The organism is Melioribacteraceae bacterium, assembly GCA_030584085.1.
GTDB lineage: Bacteria > Bacteroidota > Ignavibacteria > Ignavibacteriales > Melioribacteraceae > SURF-28.
This window is the reverse complement of record CP129490.1, coordinates 3,162,422-3,181,096: the sequence shown is the minus strand read 5'-3', so window position 1 is coordinate 3,181,096 and position 18,675 is coordinate 3,162,422. Positions and strand designations below refer to the sequence as shown.

The window sequence follows — 18,675 nt, the reverse complement described above, 5'->3', positions numbered from 1 at the left end:
AATATTTTTATGGAATTTTAATAATAAAATCAGATTTACCTATAAATAATCCAATAGCGTTCCCGGTTACATTCCAACGTAAGTTTATCCCAGATTGACTAAAAATATTGGTTGAAGCATTGTTTGCGTCTTGTGTAATAAAGTAATTATAGAATACCTCATCGAATGCATGTATGCGAATAAATAACGAGTTGCGATATTGCTTTACAAGGTTGTTAGGAATAGATCTTGTTTTAATTAATAATAGTCCGGCAAGATTAGCATCTTTTTCTCTAACTAAATTAGGAATAACGTCATCTTCAATTCTCACAGTATCAAGAGCATCAAGCACAGACCAAGTTGCACCGTAAACGGCATTTTCTCGCGGAGTTAAAAATCCTTGCAAATAAAAAACAGAATCACCGGCTGCAGATATTTCACTTTGTACTTGTGCTTTTTGGAATGTTGTAGAAAATGGAATATAAGTTTGTGCTTTTATTGTATCTCCATGCCAAACCGCATTTAAAGAATACTCTTCTCCGTTAACAGCAATGAGATTATTATTCACGTATATACCGTCACCAATATGCTCAAGCGGAAAAATATTACTTCCGTTTCTTATTGAAACATTAACATCCTCCAGAAACGTTTTACTTGGATCGAATGTAGAGTTAGGTGGAAATGTTTTTCCGAAATAAACTTCAATTGGTTTACCTGCTTCAAGCAGAGATCGAACAACAACCTTCTCATTGAATGATAAGTCGTTATCAACAATCTGATCACTGCATGACCAAATTGAAAATGATAAAACAAAAACAAATATGATTCTATTAATATAAAAGTTTTTCATAATCGAACCGATAAACTTACTGTTGGTAAAATTGGGAATAATGTAAACTGTTTAAGAACCGGTGTTGCCGTATTTGCTGATTCGTCAAATTCATAATCTATATATCTTGCGAAAGCATTTTGTTTGTTATAAACATTATATACACTGAAGCTAAGCTTACACGGTACTTCAAACCAATTAAAACTATAGGTCGCACTTATATCCATTTTGTGATAATCGGGGAGTCTGTATTCATTGATATTTGTGTAATCAAGATAAATATCTCTCCCGTTTTCATTTGATGAATATATGCTTGGAAAATAATATTGCCCTGTAGGCATCGTATATGCTTGGCCTGATGCATAATTCCACGTCATCCCAAACTCCCAACTTTCCGAAAATTGATAAGTTACGACAACAGAAATATCATGACGTCTGTCATATCTTGGATAAAATGTAATACCTCTATTCAGATTATCGAAATTTCTTTCAGTCAAAGCAAGTGTATATCCAATCCAACCTGTAAAGTCACCCGATCGTTTATTTAAAAATAATTCAAGACCGTAAGCGACACCGTTACCCTCGGTAAGTTGATTTTCAATTTTTTCCTCAAATGTAAAAGTTGAAGTATCACTGTATTCATATAATTTTTGCATGTCTTTATAATAAGCCTCTGCACTCAGTAAATATTGTTTATCATTTGATACCCATTCTAATCCGAATATTCCTTGCTGTGCATAAGTAGGTTTAATTTCCGGTGTGGATGGAAACCACATGTCGGTAGGAAGAACGACATCATTTCTTACTATTAAATGTAAGAATTGATTGCCTACTCCATATGCCGCTTTAAGAAAAAATTTATCAGTAACTGCAAATTTTAAAGCAGCACGCGGTTCGGGACTAAAGTACCTTGCTTTAGGAAAACCATATAGTCTTAATCCTAAATTTGCAGTTAATAATGGAGTTATGCGCCATTCATCTTGAATAAATACGGATCCTTCCAAACCAACTAAACTATTTTCGATTCGCTCATCGCTTTCAATTTCGGAAGTATAAAAATTGTTATTCAATAAATTAAATCTATGGATGATAACCTCAGCACCAATTTTAACCGAATGTTTTTCAGTCGATAAGTACTGTCCTTCTCCCTTTATGGAATAGTCCTCAATTTTAGAGGTAGAAAAGAAATCCTGTTTAAATGCATCAGGGGCTTTATCTAAAATAAGAGTATTAAATTCGTAACTGGTATAATTAAATGAAAATAGAGTATACTTATTTTGGGCAGGTACATTTAGCCAACTTAAATTAACAAAGGTATTTTTCCAGCTGATATCATAATCAACATCCTCAGTGTTTGATGGTGAGGTTAAATTATCATCACCGGTATAGGCACTTATTGAAATCATATCATTATCCGTCACATTCGCGGAAATCTTCGCGTTGATATCATAAAAATTATATAACGGATAATTTTGATCATCCAAAAAAGCTTCCTGAAGTTTATTAAGGTATAACATTCTACCGGAAATCATATAAGTAATATTTTCGTTTATAGGTCCTTCAATGGCAAGACGAGAACTTATTAAGCCAACCCCAATATTAGCTTTATCTTGAAAAGGGTCACCGCTTCTTAATTTAATATCTAGTACACTAGAAATTCGCCCGCCATATTCGGCACCGAATCCACCTTTAATTAGTTTGATATCTTCAATAGCATCGGAGTTAAAGGTTGAAGCAAAACCACCAAGATGAAATGGATTATAAACAGTTACACCATCAACCAGAGTTAATGTTTGATCCGGTGAACCGCCTCGCACATATAGTCCGTTCGATAACTCGGATGAAGAAGTTACTCCGGGAAGCATTGTCAAAGCTCGGTACACATCCGCTTCTCCGCTCATTGACGGAAGCTGCTCAACAAAGTTCGGATCAATTCTTATTGTACTTATATTATAGTTTGTATCCTGTTTTGCTTCGACTAAAACTTCATCAAGTCTTAGTTGAGTTTTTTCCATACCTAAATCTAACTCGACAGTTCTTGGCGGCGATATAATTACAAAATTCTGCTGCAATGGTTTATATCCCAAAACTTGAACATATATCCAGTATTCACCTGGCGATAGTCGTTCAATTTCATAATTGCCGTTAAGACTTGATGCAGTACCGGTAATCTGATTAAGCCTTCCTTCATCCGAATATAAAAGTATGTTTGCATTTGGCAGTGGTTCATCTGTTTGGATATCGGTGATTTTCCCCATTACTTTTCCAGTGCGGTTTTGAGCACTGTATGAAACTATTAGGATTAATAGGAGACAGATTAGGCGAGTAATTTTCATACTTATTTATATTCGTTAAAAATTTGTTCAATATATCAACATTTTGAAATAAACAAAAGATATTAATTGAAGAACTAGTAAAATATTTGAAAATATTATTATGTTTTCATTTTCCATATATAATCTATATTTTTAGAAAAATTTTGAAGGACTGATTCGAATGCAAAAATTTATATTTTTTTTTGCTTTGCTATTTGTTTGCTTTAGTGGATTGGAATTAAAATCTCAGGACAAGCAAGAACTAATAATAAATAGTGGAAAAAGTAAGCAATCAGTTCAATACGAAATGAGTAACAGTTTCACTTCAATAAACCAAATGAAGTGTTGGGTATCAAACACTAATCCTGGGGCAATTAAGAGAACATTAGGCGGTGCTATTGAATGGCCTGGTGGTAGAAATGCTTTTAAGCAACTTGTTTTTTTTGATGGCTTACAGCTGTTAGGATATATAAACGGTGAACCACGAGCATTAATTCAAAACTCATATTTCCTTCCTCAAAATTTTGGTGCTACTCTTCAACCCGGCAAAATCTTTGATGACGGCACCCCGGATAATCCGAATAATTCAAAATATAGGATATACAAAATCCAAAAAGGTTGGGAAAGTTTACCCTTTGGTGCTGTTCGTGATGAACTTGAAAGAGATTATAATCAGTGGCCTGTAGATGATGGTGCACCTTGGGTTGATATTGATGGTGATGGTTTTTTCTCAAGAGGTGTTGATCAACCCGATTTCATTGGTGACGAAGTATTATTTTTTGTATCAAATGATTCAGATCCCTCATTAAAATTAGCAGTCAATGGTACCACATATTCGGATCCATTTAATATTGAATTCCAAGTTCTAACTTTCGCAAAACAAGGTACCGGAATTTTGGGAGATGTTGTATTTAGAAAAATTAAACTCATTAATAAAAGTAATCACACAATAGAAGACTTCGTTATTAGCTGGTACAGCGATATCGATATTGGTGGCCCCGGGGATGATGCAGCCGGGATTGATACTTCGGCCGGGTTAATGTATACATATAATTATACGAACAATGATGTCATTTATGGAGAAGCTCCGCCTGCTGCTGGATATATCTTAGTGTACGGACCTAAAGTCAAAGGCTCTCCTAATGACAGCGCATATTATAATGGGAAATGGATTCAAGGTTATAGAAATTTAGAGATGGTTAACTTTAATTATTTCCGAGGTTTTGGACCTGTCCCCGACGGTGTAACTGATTCAGCTTATTATTACGATAAAATACGAGCTCCAAGAAATGTTGAAGAATACATAAATACAATCAATGGTTTATGGCATAACGAAAGACCTTTCGTAAATCCTTATACAGGGGAAGAAACTCTATGGCCCCTTAGTGGAGACCCGGTCTCAAAATCGGGCTGGTATGATCATCCAAATGCATGGCCGGGAGACACTGCAAATCCCGGTATGTCAGATAAGTATAGTCAATTTGCGATTGAGGGATTTGATTTTGCACCTTTTGATACAGCCGAAGTAGTTATTGCTGTCATTGCCGCTCAAGGTGATGATAACATCTTAGGAATAGAAAAATTAAGAAGAATTTCCAAAGCAGTTAAGAAATCATATTTAGAAGGCTTCCGAACAAATTTAATTCCTCAAAAACCCCTTACTCATTCATATGAAGATGACCAATCGGTTACACTTTGGTGGGAAGGCAATGCAGAAAGTTTTGATGAGTTCGATATATTTTTAGAAAATCAAGGTTTGTCGGACACAACATATACCTTTGAGGGATACATTGTCGAGCAGTATAGTGACTCCCTAGGCAATAATCCCGAAACAATATTTATTGCCGATAAAGTAAACGGAGTGACGGTAATTGAAGATAATCAAATTGTAAATGGTGTTAGTGTAAAAGTCCCGGTAATTTTTGGGAGTGATAGTGGCTTAAAACGATTTATAAACATAAATAGTGATGCATATACAAACGGTCCGCTGTTAAGTGGGAGTGAATATTATTTTGGAGTATCGGCATATGCATACTCGCGATTTAGTGATCCTTCTTATTTAAAAAGTGAGCCTAATATATTTAAAATAATTCCGGGTAAATCAAAAATTGATTTCAGCTCGCCCTATAGTCAAAACGAGAATGTTGAAAGTAATCAAACTGTTGGTGTTTCGGACGCAACGGTATCGACTCAGATAATTGATCCGGCATCAACAACTGAACATACTATTAAAGTCGAATTTGTAGATACAACTTTTGGAATTGCATATAATTTGATTAATGCTGCCACGCAGGATACGCTTACCAAGCTTAACTACCAAATAACACCGGATATTAAAGACAAACAAATTTATAATGGTTTTATTTTACTAATGAATGATTATGGAAGAGATTCTATTATAGCAATAGATCCTAACAGAGCATATGCAGTAAACGAGATCTTGGAGATCAGAAACGAAGAAGGATATTTAGACACGCCAACGAAATTATTGAACAAGTATAATTCAACAAACAAGTGGAAATTCAGAATAGGCGGAGTACAATTTCCGAAAAAGAGTCATCTCAACTATGCGGAGAATATCGGTTATAACACATATGAAATACGCTTTACCGAAGAGGGAAGTGAGTATTATACAACCGGCTATTCACCGTTATTCTTTTTCCGAAATGATGATCCTAAAGGAAAAGGAAGATTGCCTTTTGAAATATGGCAGATAAGCAGAGACGGCAAAGAGACGAAGCGGTTGATAATAAAAGTATTTGATCAGACCTTAAGAGATACCGCATGGACAAAAGATGAAACGACAAATATGTGGGAGAGATTCTATTGTTACGAACCGGATGGAGAATATCCGGAAGTATTTCCTGAGACCTCGGGAAGAAGTTTCAGTGCGCAGCATAGAGTAGGGAATATAGTATTCGAAGGAGAACAACCGGAAGAAGGAACGATCATACGTATAACGACATTCCGTCCTCTAAGCGATGGAGATGAATTTGAGATATCGTTAGAAGCGCCTAACTTTAATGACACCGAAAGCGGTAAGGAGAAGATAGATGAGATCAGTGTATTCCCGAATCCGTTCTTTGCGGGAAATAACATAACGAATCAAAATTATGTACGGTTTATCGGATTACCAACGAAAGCCACGATAAGAATATTTACGATATCGGGGCAGTTAATAAGAAAATTAGAAAAAGATGATCAAACAAAATACATTGATTGGGATGTAAGAAATGGAAGCAATCAAATAGTAGCAGGCGGAATGTATATAGCTCATTTGGATATGCCGGGAATAGGAACGAAGGTATTGAAAGTGGCTGTAATTCCTTCTAAAGAATTTCTTGATATAAGATAACCAATTATTCTAACCTTGAGGATTTCCTTAGAAATTAAACCCGCGGTCTAATTTTTTAAAAAATATCTTATACTTAATTGTAATTGGATCATATAATATAATGTAGACATGTTAATAAAAAATAACACATATAGATTATTTAAGTCGCTTCTTTGTCTATTGTTTATAACAACTTTCTATTCGCAAGAAAATTTTCTCTTGCAAAATAAATTAATGAAGCAAAGCATACCTCAATATGAATCATCAGTAAAATCACTTTCAATAAACCAGATGAAATTGATCTTGAGTAATACAGAAATTGGAGCAGAAAGTTTGGATGATGTTGGTTTCGGTGCAATTAAATGGCCCGGCGGATCCAAAGCATTCAAACCATTAGTCTGGTTTGATGGTTTACAACTAGTTGGGGAAGTGAACGGTCAAACAGAAGTGTTGATTAGAGCGAGCGGTGGTTTATATCATAGAGTTCAGCCCGGTAAAATGTTCGATGATGGTACGCCGACTAATCCGGAGAATCCCCGCAATAAAACTTATAAAATTCAACGTGGTTGGGAAACTCTTCCCTTTGGAGATTTACGTGATGATCTTGAAAGTGATTTTAACCAATGGCCGGTTGAAGATGGTGCATCATGGATAGATATTGATGGAGATGGTTTCTTTTCTAGAGGAGTTGATCAACCTGATTACATCGGTGATGAACATGTATTTTTTGTTGCCAATGATGCAGACTCTTCATTAAAATCCGGAGTCTTAACAGGAAATATTTATTCGCTCCCGTTTGGGATAGAATTTCAAGTGTCTGCCTTTGCCTTTCAAGGTACAGGAGTTTTGGGAGATGTTGTTTTTCGAAAGATAAAAATGATAAATAAAAGTGGAAAAACGATTAAGGATTTTATAACCAGTTGGTATTCGTTCCTCTCAATTGGCGGTATGCCTGATGATGGAGTAGGAATTGACACTGTTCGAAATTTTGTTTATGGATACAATCGCGATAGATTTGATGATGAATATGAAAACTTCCCTCCGGCATTCGGATATGTTTTTCTCGAAAATCCGATCATTGAATCATCTAATACCGATAGTGCTTTTTTTAACGGAAGATGGAACAAAGGATATAAAAATATAGAGTTAATGAGTTTTAATTTTTTTCGAGGATATGAACCTGTAATTCCTCTTAATGATCCTTACTATGAAGACAAGCTGATTGCTCCATATAATGTTGAGTCATTTTTAAATACAATTAATGGAAAAACACATAATGGCAGGCCACTAATTGATCCGAATACAGGTCGTGAAACTGTTTTCCCATTAGCAGGAGATCCGGTTGAAGAAACCGGTTGGTATGATCTTCTTGAAGGGTGGGGCGGTGATACCGTGCATATCTCAAATTCGTTTAAACAATTCCAAATTGCATTAAGACCGTTCGATTTCGCACCGTTTGATACTCAAACAGTGGTTGTCGCAAATGTTGTTGCACAAGGGGAAGACAATATTGATTCGATAATTAAATTACGTGAAAAGGTTAATTCAGTTAGAAATGCTTATTATAATAATTTTTTTATAATACCGGATCCTTCAAAACCGCAGATCTATCAGTTCACTGAAAACAATAAATTTACTCTTTGGTGGGAAAGTAACGCAGAAAACTATGATGAGTTCGATCCATTTTTGAAAAATCAAAATCTATCGGATACAACATATACTTTTGAAGGCTACCTAATTGAGCAATATGCTGACTCATTGGGCAATGATCCTGAAATTGTTTCTATTATTGATAAAACTAATGGTGTAACTGTTATAGAAGATAATATTATTGTAAACGGTGTTAGTGTCACGGTCCCGGTTATCTTTGGAAATGATAGAGGTATTACAAGATTTTATTCGATTGATAAAGATGAATTCACCGGAAAACCTTTATTAAACGGACAAGAATATTATTTCGGAATTAGAGCCTATGCATATTCTCAATTCAGTTCTCCAAAGTTTAAGATAAGTCCGATTGATGTAATTAAAATTGTTCCCGGTAAACATAAGATTGATTTCAGCTCAATATATAAGCATGATGAGAATATACATAGTAATCAAATTGAAGGAATTACAGACGCAAATGTATTAACAAAGATTGTTGATCCATCGGCGATAACAAAGGATAGTTATATTGTTGAATTTCACGATGCTACTTTCGGATTGTCGTATGATTTAATTAATGAAACCAAAAATGACACTTTGGATAAAACAAACTACAAATTAAACACAGAACTAAAAGAGAAACATGTGTATGATGGATTTCTTCTACTTGTTGATGATTTCGGAAAAGATTCAATTAACGCGATAGATCCTAATCGCACACATGCTGTAAAAGAAATCTTGGAGATCAGAAACGAAGAAGGATATTTAGACACACCAACGAAATTATTGAACAATTATAATTCAACAAACAGATGGAAGTTCAGAATAGGGGGCGTACAATTTCCTAAAAAGAGTCATCTAAACTATGCAGAAAACATCGGTTATAACACATATGAGATACGATTTACCGAAGAAGGAAGCGAGTACTATACAACGGGCTATTCGCCGTTATTCTTTTTTAGAAACGATGATCCCAAAGGAAAAGGAAGATTACCTTTTGAAATATGGCAGATAAGCAGAGACGGCAAAGAGACGAAGCGGTTGATAATAAAAGTATTTGATCAGACCTTAAGAGATACCGCATGGACAAAAGATGAAACGACAAATATGTGGGAGAGATTCTATTGTTACGAACCGGATGGAGAATATCCGGAAGTATTTCCTGAGACCTCGGGAAGAAGTTTCAGTGCGCAGCATAGAGTAGGGAATATAGTATTCGAAGGAGAACAACCTAAAGTTGGAACGATCATACGTATAACCACGTTCCGTCCACTAAGTGACGGAGATGTATTTGAGATAACATTAGAAGCCCCGAATTTTAATGACACCGAAAGCGGGAAGGAAAAGATAGACGAGATAAGTGTATTCCCGAACCCGTTCTTTGCAGGAAATAACATAACGAATCAAAATTATGTACGGTTTATCGGATTACCGACGAAAGCCACGATAAGAATATTTACGTTATCGGGACAGATAGTAAGAAGAATGGAGAAAGATGATCAAACAAAATATGTGGATTGGGATTTAAGAAATGAAAGTAATCAAATAGTAGCCGGTGGGATGTATATAGCACATTTGGAAATGCCGGGTATAGGGACAAAGATATTAAAAGTAGCAATCATTCCGTCCAAAGAATTTTTGGATATTAGATAATAGTTATTTAGAGTGGATTATTAAAGCCTCTTGCAATTAGTTATCTTGTAAGAGGTTTTTTTATTCTTGTCATCACATAAATGCGAGTTATATGAAATACGATGCAATAATAATCGGTGCCGGTCCAATCGGACTTGCATGCGGAATTGAAGCCGAGAAAAAGAAATTGAATTACCTTGTTATCGAGAAAGGATGTTTGGTAAATTCAATTTTTAACTATCCTACTAATATGACTTTCTTCTCAACTTCGGAACGATTAGAAATTGGAGATGTTCCTTTTATATCACACGGACCAAAACCAACAAGAACCGAAGCGCTTGAATATTACCGCAGAGTAAAAAGTTCATGGAATCTCAATGTTAATCTGTATGAAAAAGTTACCGAAGTTAAAGGAAAGAAAAATAATTTTACTATTACAACAGATAATAATAAATACGAAACTAAAAATGTAATTGTATCAACCGGATTTTTTGATTATGCAAACTATTTAAATATTCCCGGTGAAGAATTACCTAAAGTAAAACATTATTACGATGACCCGCATCCATACATTGATCAAAAAATTATGGTTGTTGGCGGTGGTAATTCTGCTGTGGATGTAGCATTGGAAACTTATCGCCGCGGTTCGGAAGTTACGATGGTAATTAAAAAAGACAAAATTGATGAGGGTGTTAAATACTGGGTTAAGCCTGATATTGAAAACAGAATTAATGAAGGATCAATAATAGCTCACTTCAATTCACATCTAATTGAAATAAGAGAAATGGAAGTTGATATACAAACTCCAAAAGGCAAACTTACAATTGAAAATGATTTTGTACTTGCTATGACAGGCTATCATCCAGATTTTGATTTTCTTATATCTTTGGGAATTGAATTAAACGAAAAGCGCGAACCAATTTATAATCCCGAAACATTTGAGACTAATATTAAAGGAATTTTCCTAGCCGGAGTTGTGAGCGGAGGGATGGATACCGGAAAATGGTTTATTGAAAACTCTCGTTATCATGCGGAAAATATTTTCAAATTTTTATCATCTGTAGAGATTTGATTAACTTGTCCGCCTCAGGCGTGATCAAATCTCTACGATAATTTATTTCATCAGCACCATCTTCTTCGAATCGGAAAAATTGTCTGAGGTCAGTTTAAAATAATATACACCGCTTGCTAAATTTTTCGAAGTATAGTTTATTCTATTCATTCCTTTTACAGCAGTTCCATTAAAAACTTCTTCTACTTTCTCTCCAAGATTATTAAAGATTTCTATCTTAACCTTTTCCGGCTTGGAAAAATAAAATGAAATCATAGTATCGGGATTAAATGGATTTGGGTAATTCTGATTTAGTTTGTAATCGATATTCAATTTACCTTCTTCTTGAACGCCGGTTGGTTCACCAAGAAATTTATAGATTCTACCGTTTGTAAAAGACGCAAAATAGAGTTCATCATTTTGATCAACTCCAAATGTTGAGATTGCAAGTCCGGTATTATTGAATATCAGCATATTAGTAGGATTCTCTCCTTCAAAATAAACCCAGATTCTTCCGGTTATGAAATCACCATAAACATAACCACCGAATAATTCATTTGCTTTGCTTCCTCTATAAACAAATCCACCGGTAATTGATTGTCCGCCGTTAGGATCGTTGTGAGCATATTCCCAAACCGGTAACTCTAAACCGGTTTGATCACAATTTGTCGAGGGATCATAACAATGAAAACCTTCCATGATTTTCCAACCATAATTCTTTCCGCTTTCAATAATATTTATTTCTTCGTAAGCATTTTGACCAACATCGGCAGCCCAAAGTTTATTTGTAATCGGATCAAAACTGAAACGCCAAACATTTCTTAATCCGTAAGCATAAATTTCTTCACGCCAATCTTCGTTATTCCCGACAAACGGATTGTCATCGGGTATTCCGTAATTCAAACCGTTAGCCGGATTATCAACGTCAATTCTTAAAATATTTCCAAGCAATGTTGTTCTATCTTGTCCGCTGTTTAACGGATCGCCACCGCTTCCACCGTCACCTAACGTGATATATAGATATCCATCCGGACCAATTACAATTTGTCCACCGTTATGATTACTGTAAGGCTGTTCAACTTCCAACAAAACAAATTCACTGTTTGGATCAGCTTGATTAGGATTATTTGCTGAAACTTGAAATCTTGAAATTACTGTCCTTCTTGGATTGCTTCTTGTATAATCCAAATAAAAATATCCGTTCTCGCTATAGTTTGGATGGAAAGCTAAACCAAGTAATCCTTGCTCGCCGCCGTAAAGAACTTTATCTCTGATATCTAAAAATACCTCGGTGGAATTCACCAAAGAATCATTTTGAAATACACGAATTCGTCCCTCTTGTTCAAGAACAAATAAACGGTTTGAATTATCTCCGGCATGTTGAATATCAACCGGGGCGGCAAATTCTAAATTAGGAAACGCTTCTACATATCTTAGTTGCGCAAATGATAATGTTGTAAAAAGTAGTAATGAGATCAGTAAACTTATACGATTAAACATGGCATTCCTTTCTTTTCTACTTAAAATGATAATAATTTATGAGAAGTTCAAAATCCATAAAAATATTTTGAATAAATAATTAGATTGAGTGTATCATTGTTAGGAATTCGGAAAAAATTGAAAAACACTTCGGATAAAATCTTGTTTACTACTCTTGCAAAGGCAAATATGAAACGCGCATATTATTCGGCTCTTGCTATTGTTGCTAATCATGATGATGCGATGGAACTATCACAGCAAGCATTCTTGAGAGCTTATAAAAGTTTTTCGAGTTATGATCCGGAAAGAAATTTTTTTACTTGGTACTATAAGATTCTTAGAAATTTATGTCTGAATTTTATCCGCGATAGTAAGAACAGAAAAGTCAGCTCGTTTATAGATAATATAGAATATGAATCAAGCGAGAGCATTCAATTTGAAATCGAAAGAGATGAAGATGCTCAAAAAATAACAGCAGCGTTGAATAGCTTGAGTGATTCGGATAGAGAAATAATTATTCTAAAAGAATTTGAGAATTATAGCTATAAAGAAATTGCCGAAATGCTGGAGATACCAATCGGTTCGGTAATGTCAAAACTACATTATGCAAGAAAGAAATTAGCAGAAAAGATAAAAGAGTGATTATGAATGAACGAGAAATTTATTTGATGGAACTGGCGTTGGAAGGCGAACTTTCAACAGGCGAAAAAAAAGAGTTTGAAAAAATGATTAATGAAAATTCTTCTATTAAAAATGAGTTCGAAGAACAAAAAAGAATTAAGGGGGTGCTGATGAATATGTCATTAAAAAATCCCGGCAAAGAATTTTGGGATGGTTACTGGTTAAGTATTTACAACAAGATTGAACGTGGTATTGCATGGATTTTAATTTCCATTTCTGCGATAGTCATCGCCGCTTACGGAATCATTGAAGCAATTCAGAATTTATTAGCTGAAACCGATATCCCGATGTTTTTAAAAATTTCAATAATAGTATTTGTAATCGGAATTGCGATACTAATCTTCTCGCTTATCAGAGAGAAAATCGCAACCAACAAAGTTGATAAATATAAGGAGATACAAAGATGATAATTACAAGTTCATCTCAAATTGCCGGTAAAGAAATTAAAAAAACATTCGGGATTGTAAGAGGGAATACGATTCGTGCAAGACATATAGGTAAAGATATTTTAGCATTATTTAAAAATATATTCGGCGGCGAAATTCAAGAATACACAAAGTTGTTGGCTGAGTCGAGAGATCAATCTCTTGATAGAATGACCGAAGAAGCCAAAGCACTCGGCGCTAATGCAATTGTTGATTGCAGATTTTCAACAAGTTACTTAATGGCAAACGCAGCAGAAATTTTGGTTTATGGTACTGCGGTTTATGTTGAATAGAGAACTTTGCGTCTTGGCGTCTCAGCGGATGTTTTTCATTGATTCACCGCAAAGACGCAGAGACGCAAAGGAAAAATTTGATGAATCCTACAATATTATTTTTCACAACAATCTTTCTTACCGGAAAGTTTTAATTGGGCTAAAGCCCAGATGTTTTTTTGTTACACATTAATCCGTTGGCTGAAGCCAACGGCAAGAAAGATCAAAATATTTCATTCATTGCCGTCCGCTTTAGCGGACGGATGAAAGCAAAGAATGGAAAAAGGGCTTTAGCCCCATTGTTAGGAGGAAGAATAAATTTAGATAAATCTTTCTATATACTTTTTCACATCAAACTTGCGCTTGCAGCCATTGTAATTCATGAATCTGATCTTTCCGAAGACAGGTCTTTCAGTCCAGGCTCTATCGTGTACACCACCGATTGACCAAGCACATCCGACATAACCATTTGGGTCTCTGCCGTCAAGTTCGTATTTATCATTTAAATAAATCGAAAACTCTAATGCTTCTTCGGGTGTTTCAGTCCACTCAAGAATTTTCTTAGCCCAATACATTCGCATATAGCCATGCATTTTACCGGTAGTTACCATTTCAATTTGTGCCGCATTCCAAAGTTCGTCATGTGTCTCAGCATTTTCAAATTGCTCTAATTTATATGTGAATTCTCTTTTATCATTTCTATGCTCATTCAATGTTTTCTTTGCCCATTCCGGGAATCCATCAAACGAATCATAGTTCTTGTTATAAAAGCAAAAATTATCAGATAGTTCTCTTCTTACAATGAGCTCTTCAAGAAATGATTCTTTATTTATTTCCTCACCTTTAACTTGCAGTGTTTCCTTTACAATTCTTTGTGCTGAAATTTGTCCGAAGTGAAGATATGGTGAAAGATTTGATAAGACATTTTCATTCGGGTCATTTCTTTTTTCGCTGAAGTTTGTAAAACGCTCATTTAAAAATGAATTCAACATTTTTAACGCATTACTTTCACCCGGTTGTATCCAATCGACTTCTTTTACATCAAAATTTATCTTTAATGTTTTGTGAGCTTTTTCCCAATCGATCTTTTCACTTTTTAGGTTATGTGATTTTTGTTTTGCAAGTGTCGGAAACTCATCTAGATATTCATCTAATTGTTTCTTTATTTTTGGACGAATTGTATAAGCTCCGAATTCTTGTTTGTTCGAAGCTTCCCAAACGGGAACTATGTTGTGGGCATCAACAGTATAGAAGGGGATATCAATATTTTCAATTACATCTTTTTTCCATTTACGAATTAATCTAAGTGGATTGAAATCGGAAACTACAGCAGAAGCATTTAAGTGTTTTGATAATTTTGGAATTTCTTCACCGGGATCTCCGGTTAATAAATAAAATGCAATGTTTAATTTTATTAATGATTCTTCTACTTCTTTCAACCCGGAAAGCATAAATCCATATTGACGAATTGTAGCATCAAGAAAAGTTGGGACAAGACAAAATGCAACGACTACAAGTTGATTTAATTCTTTCGCTTTTTCAATCGCAAACTGCAAAGCCCAATTATCTTTAACACGTTGATCGCGCTGCATCCAATAAATGACGGGACCGCTTGCATGGGCTGCTTCTTTTTGTTGTTTTATTCTTTTTATGTTCATTATATATCTTTGCCCCTTAGCGACTTTGCGGTTAATCTATTTCACCGCTAGGACGCGGAGACGCAAAGCAAACCTTATTTAATTTCCCATCTTTACAATTTCATCAAACTCAGTTTTTGTAAGCGGCATAACGGATAAACGATTTCCGCGTTGAACTAGTTTCATATTTTTCAATTTAGCATTTTCTTTCATATCTGGGATTGGAACCGGTTTGTTAAACTTCTTAACAAATTTAACATCGACCATAATCCACGTCGGGTTATCTTCTTTACTTTTAGGATCGTAGTGTTTATCATCGGGATCAAAGGCAGTGAAATCGGGATAACCTTCTTTTACAACTTCACAAATTCCAACCGCAGCGGGTGGTTCGGTGTTGCTGTGATAAAAAATTACTTGATCACCTTTTTTCATTTCATCGCGCATAAAATTTCTCGCTTGATAATTTCTTACACCATCCCAATATGTTTTTTTGTCTTTTTCTAAATCATCAATTGAGTAAACATCAGGTTCGGATTTAATTAACCAATAATTAGCCATTATTTATCTCCATTTATTCTACAAAACTTTTTTTAGATATTGTCCGGTAAATGAGTTTTTCACTTTTACTATTTCTTCGGGAGTTCCAAATGCAACGACATTCCCTCCTTTATCTCCCGCATCGGGACCAAGATCTATAACATGATCCGCATTTTTTATTATATCTAAGTTATGTTCAATTATCAAAACCGAGTTCTGGTTTTTAATTAACATTTGGAAGCAGCTTAAAAGTTTCGAAATGTCATCAAAATGTAAACCGGTCGTAGGTTCATCAAAAATGAAAAGTGTGTGTCTATTTTTCTTTTGAGCTGATAAATGTAGTGCGAGTTTAATTCTTTGTGCTTCACCACCGGAAAGTGTGTTTGAAGGTTGCCCGAGTTTAATGTATCCTAATCCGACATCTTCCAACACTTGAAGATATTGAGCTATTTTATTGTTGTTAGTGAAAAACTCTAATGCTTCGGTGACTGTCATATTAAGAACATCGACAATATTTTTACCTTTATAAGTTACTTCTCTTGTTTCTTTTTTATAGCGTGTACCTTTGCAATCATCACACTCTAAATACAAATCAGCGAGAAATTGCATTTCGATTTTCACATAACCTTCACCGGAACAAGTTTCGCATCTTCCGCCGGGAACATTAAATGAAAAATAACCGGGTTTATATCCACGTGCACGAGCTTGAGGTGTGTTTGCAAATAATTCTCTGATGTGTTCGAATCCTTTTACATAACTAATGGGATTTGATCTTGGTGTTTTACCTATTGGTGATTGATCAACTATTTCAATTTCATCAATAAATTTTGTTCCTTCAATAGAATCATACTTACCGATCTTGGGTGGATTTTGTCCAAGCATTTTTGCGATACCGCCGTAAAGTATATCATGAACCAAAGTACTTTTGCCGGAGCCGCTGACACCGGTAACCACAACAAATTTCTTTAGGGGAATGTCTATATCAACATTTTTTAGATTGTTTTCTCTTGCGCCTCTTATTTTGATTACCGGGGTTTCATTCAAATTACGAATACTTGGTAAAGGAATTGATTTCTTTTTAGAAAGATAATTACCGGTTAACGAATTTGGATTGTTCATCAGTTCATCATGAGTACCTATAGCAACTATCTCTCCACCTTTAATTCCGGCTTTTGGTCCCATGTCAACGATTAAATCAGCTTCTTCCATCATTTCTGAATCATGTTCAACGACAAGAACCGTATTGCCGATATCGCGAAGTGATTTCAAAATATTAATTAGCCTCGTGTTATCTCTCGGATGCAAACCGATTGTCGGTTCATCCAGAACATACAAGGTTCCGATCAATGCCGAACCCAAAGATGTAGCCAAATTAATTCTCTGAGTTTCACCACCGGAAAGTGTGCTGCTGAGTCTGTCTAATGTTAGATAACCTAATCCGACATTGTTTAGAAAAGATAAACGTTTTCTTATTTCCTTTAGGATTCTATCAGCGACTTGTTCTTCATACTCGGTTAATTGTAAAATCTCAAAAAATTTATAAGCACGTTCGATAGACATTTTAATAATGTCGCTTAATGAATGATCGTCAATTTTAACTTGCAGAGCTTCTCTCCTTAATCTCGATCCTTTACAAGCTTTGCATGTATTATAACCTCTGTATTTACTCAGTAATATTCTGATGTGCATCTTGTAAGTTTTCTTTTCTAATTTTTCAAAGAAGCCGTCGATGCCAATAAATTCTTTAAAACCTCCGTGAACTTTTTTCAATTGTTCTTCGGATAATTTTTCAAAAGGCACATTAATTGGTATACCGTTTTCTTTTGAACCTCGAATAAGATCACGTAAATGTTTGCTGTATTTTACACTTCGCCAAGGTGCAATTGCTCCTTCAGCTAATGTAAGTTTTGGATTAGGTACAATTAAATTCATATCGTAATCCATAGTACGGCCAAATCCTTGGCAGACGGGACAAGCTCCAAACGGATTATTGAATGAAAAGAATCTCGGTTCGGGTTCTTCGTATCGTATTCCACAGCATTCGTAAAATTTGGTAAAACTTTTTATCTCATTTGTGTCCGCATTTATAATTGTTAATCGATCTTCACCTTGTTTAAATGTTGTTTCGATCGAATCGGATAACTTTGAACGAATACCTTCTTTGCTGGATTTGAATCTGTCAATCACAACAAATAAGTTCTCCATTGATTTCGCTTTTAATTCTTCATCGTTTAGATCATAAATTCTATCTTTATAAAATATTCTGAAGAAACCTTTTCGTTTAAGAAGTTCAATTTCATCTTTTATTTTTCTTCCTTCGTGAAGATGCGGAGGATAAACCAGATAATATTTACCGCCTTCGGGTTGATCTTCAATCCATTTTACAACCGTTGTAGTTGAGTCTTTTGTTACAACTTTCCCGCAACTGAAGCAGATTGTTTTCCCGATTCTTGCAAAAAGTAATCGAAGATAATCGTAAACTTCTGTGCTGGTCGCAACTGTTGAACGAGGATTTCTTGCGCCTTGTTTTTGTTCAATTGCTACAGCCGGACTTATTCCATAAATGAAATCAACATCCGGTTTGCTCATGCGTTCTAAAAATTGCCGTGCATACGATGATAAGCTTTCTACATATCGACGCTGTCCCTCTGCATAAATCGTATCGAAAACAAGAGATGATTTACCCGAACCGCTGACACCGGTAAATACAATTAATTTATTTCTCGGAAGTTCAAGATCAATGTTCTTTAAATTGTGTTGGCGAGCGCCTTTAACAATAATTTTATCTTTAGAATATTTCGGTTGGAATTTTGTCATTTTTTGAGCAAGTCGTAAAGTTTAAAATTCTATTATAACA

At 35.0% G+C, this 18,675-nt stretch carries 12 protein-coding genes; 6 read left to right on the top strand and 6 right to left on the bottom strand.

The annotated features are described in order from the left end of the window. Positions 1–7: 7 nt before the first annotated feature. Together QY331_14360 and QY331_14355 are read right to left on the bottom strand one after the other, a co-directional pair. Entirely contained in the window at positions 8–829 is an 822-nt protein-coding gene (locus QY331_14360) for a DUF4249 family protein (protein ID WKZ69141.1), read from the bottom strand. Beyond that, a complete protein-coding gene (locus QY331_14355; protein ID WKZ69140.1) occupies positions 826–3,066 on the bottom strand; it encodes a TonB-dependent receptor in 2,241 nt (746 codons plus the stop codon). Before QY331_14355 ends, QY331_14360 begins: the two co-directional genes overlap by 4 nt. Positions 3,067–3,304: 238 nt before the next feature. Between QY331_14355 and QY331_14350 the strand changes: the two genes are divergently transcribed. The 3 genes from QY331_14350 to QY331_14340 all read left to right on the top strand — a co-directional run bounded on the left by QY331_14350 (position 3,305) and on the right by QY331_14340 (position 10,808). Beyond that, positions 3,305–6,478: a T9SS type A sorting domain-containing protein gene (locus QY331_14350; protein WKZ69139.1), complete on the top strand. Its 3,174-nt coding sequence runs from the start codon at positions 3,305–3,307 to the stop codon at positions 6,476–6,478. Positions 6,479–6,691: 213 nt separating this feature from the next. Then, positions 6,692–9,757, top strand: a complete 3,066-nt coding sequence (locus QY331_14345) for a T9SS type A sorting domain-containing protein (protein ID WKZ69138.1) — start codon at positions 6,692–6,694, stop codon at positions 9,755–9,757. Between the two features lie 91 nt (positions 9,758–9,848). After that, entirely contained in the window at positions 9,849–10,808 is a 960-nt protein-coding gene (locus QY331_14340) for a YpdA family putative bacillithiol disulfide reductase (GenBank protein WKZ69137.1), read from the top strand. A 42-nt stretch (positions 10,809–10,850) separates the two neighbouring features. On the opposite strand, the gene QY331_14335 is transcribed toward QY331_14340, so the two are convergent. After that, on the bottom strand, positions 10,851–12,287 hold the full coding sequence (locus QY331_14335; GenBank protein WKZ69136.1) for a PQQ-dependent sugar dehydrogenase: 1,437 nt from the start codon (positions 12,285–12,287) through the stop codon (positions 10,851–10,853). 117 nt (positions 12,288–12,404) lie between these two features. Here QY331_14335 and QY331_14330 point away from each other — a divergent pair, with 117 nt between their 5' ends. Genes QY331_14330 through QY331_14320 form a run of 3 tightly spaced genes read left to right on the top strand, consistent with a single transcriptional unit; the run spans position 12,405 to position 13,665 of the window. Next, a complete protein-coding gene (locus QY331_14330) occupies positions 12,405–12,908 on the top strand; it encodes a sigma-70 family RNA polymerase sigma factor (protein ID WKZ69135.1) in 504 nt (167 codons plus the stop codon). 2 nt (positions 12,909–12,910) lie between these two features. After that, positions 12,911–13,354: a hypothetical protein gene (locus QY331_14325; GenBank protein ID WKZ69134.1), complete on the top strand. Its 444-nt coding sequence runs from the start codon at positions 12,911–12,913 to the stop codon at positions 13,352–13,354. Next, complete coding sequence (locus QY331_14320; protein ID WKZ69133.1) at positions 13,351–13,665, top strand: YbjQ family protein; 315 nt, start codon at positions 13,351–13,353, stop codon at positions 13,663–13,665. Before QY331_14325 ends, QY331_14320 begins: the two co-directional genes overlap by 4 nt. A gap of 299 nt (positions 13,666–13,964) precedes the next feature. Here QY331_14320 and QY331_14315 read toward each other — a convergent pair whose 3' ends face one another. The 3 genes from QY331_14315 to uvrA form a co-directional block, all read right to left on the bottom strand. Further along, positions 13,965–15,302, bottom strand: a complete 1,338-nt coding sequence (locus QY331_14315; GenBank protein WKZ69132.1) for a deoxyribodipyrimidine photo-lyase — start codon at positions 15,300–15,302, stop codon at positions 13,965–13,967. A gap of 78 nt (positions 15,303–15,380) precedes the next feature. Next, positions 15,381–15,839, bottom strand: a complete 459-nt coding sequence (locus QY331_14310; protein ID WKZ69131.1) for an EVE domain-containing protein — start codon at positions 15,837–15,839, stop codon at positions 15,381–15,383. Between the two features lie 18 nt (positions 15,840–15,857). Beyond that, positions 15,858–18,635, bottom strand: a complete 2,778-nt coding sequence (gene uvrA, locus QY331_14305) for an excinuclease ABC subunit UvrA (GenBank protein ID WKZ69130.1) — start codon at positions 18,633–18,635, stop codon at positions 15,858–15,860. Positions 18,636–18,675 lie beyond the last annotated feature (40 nt).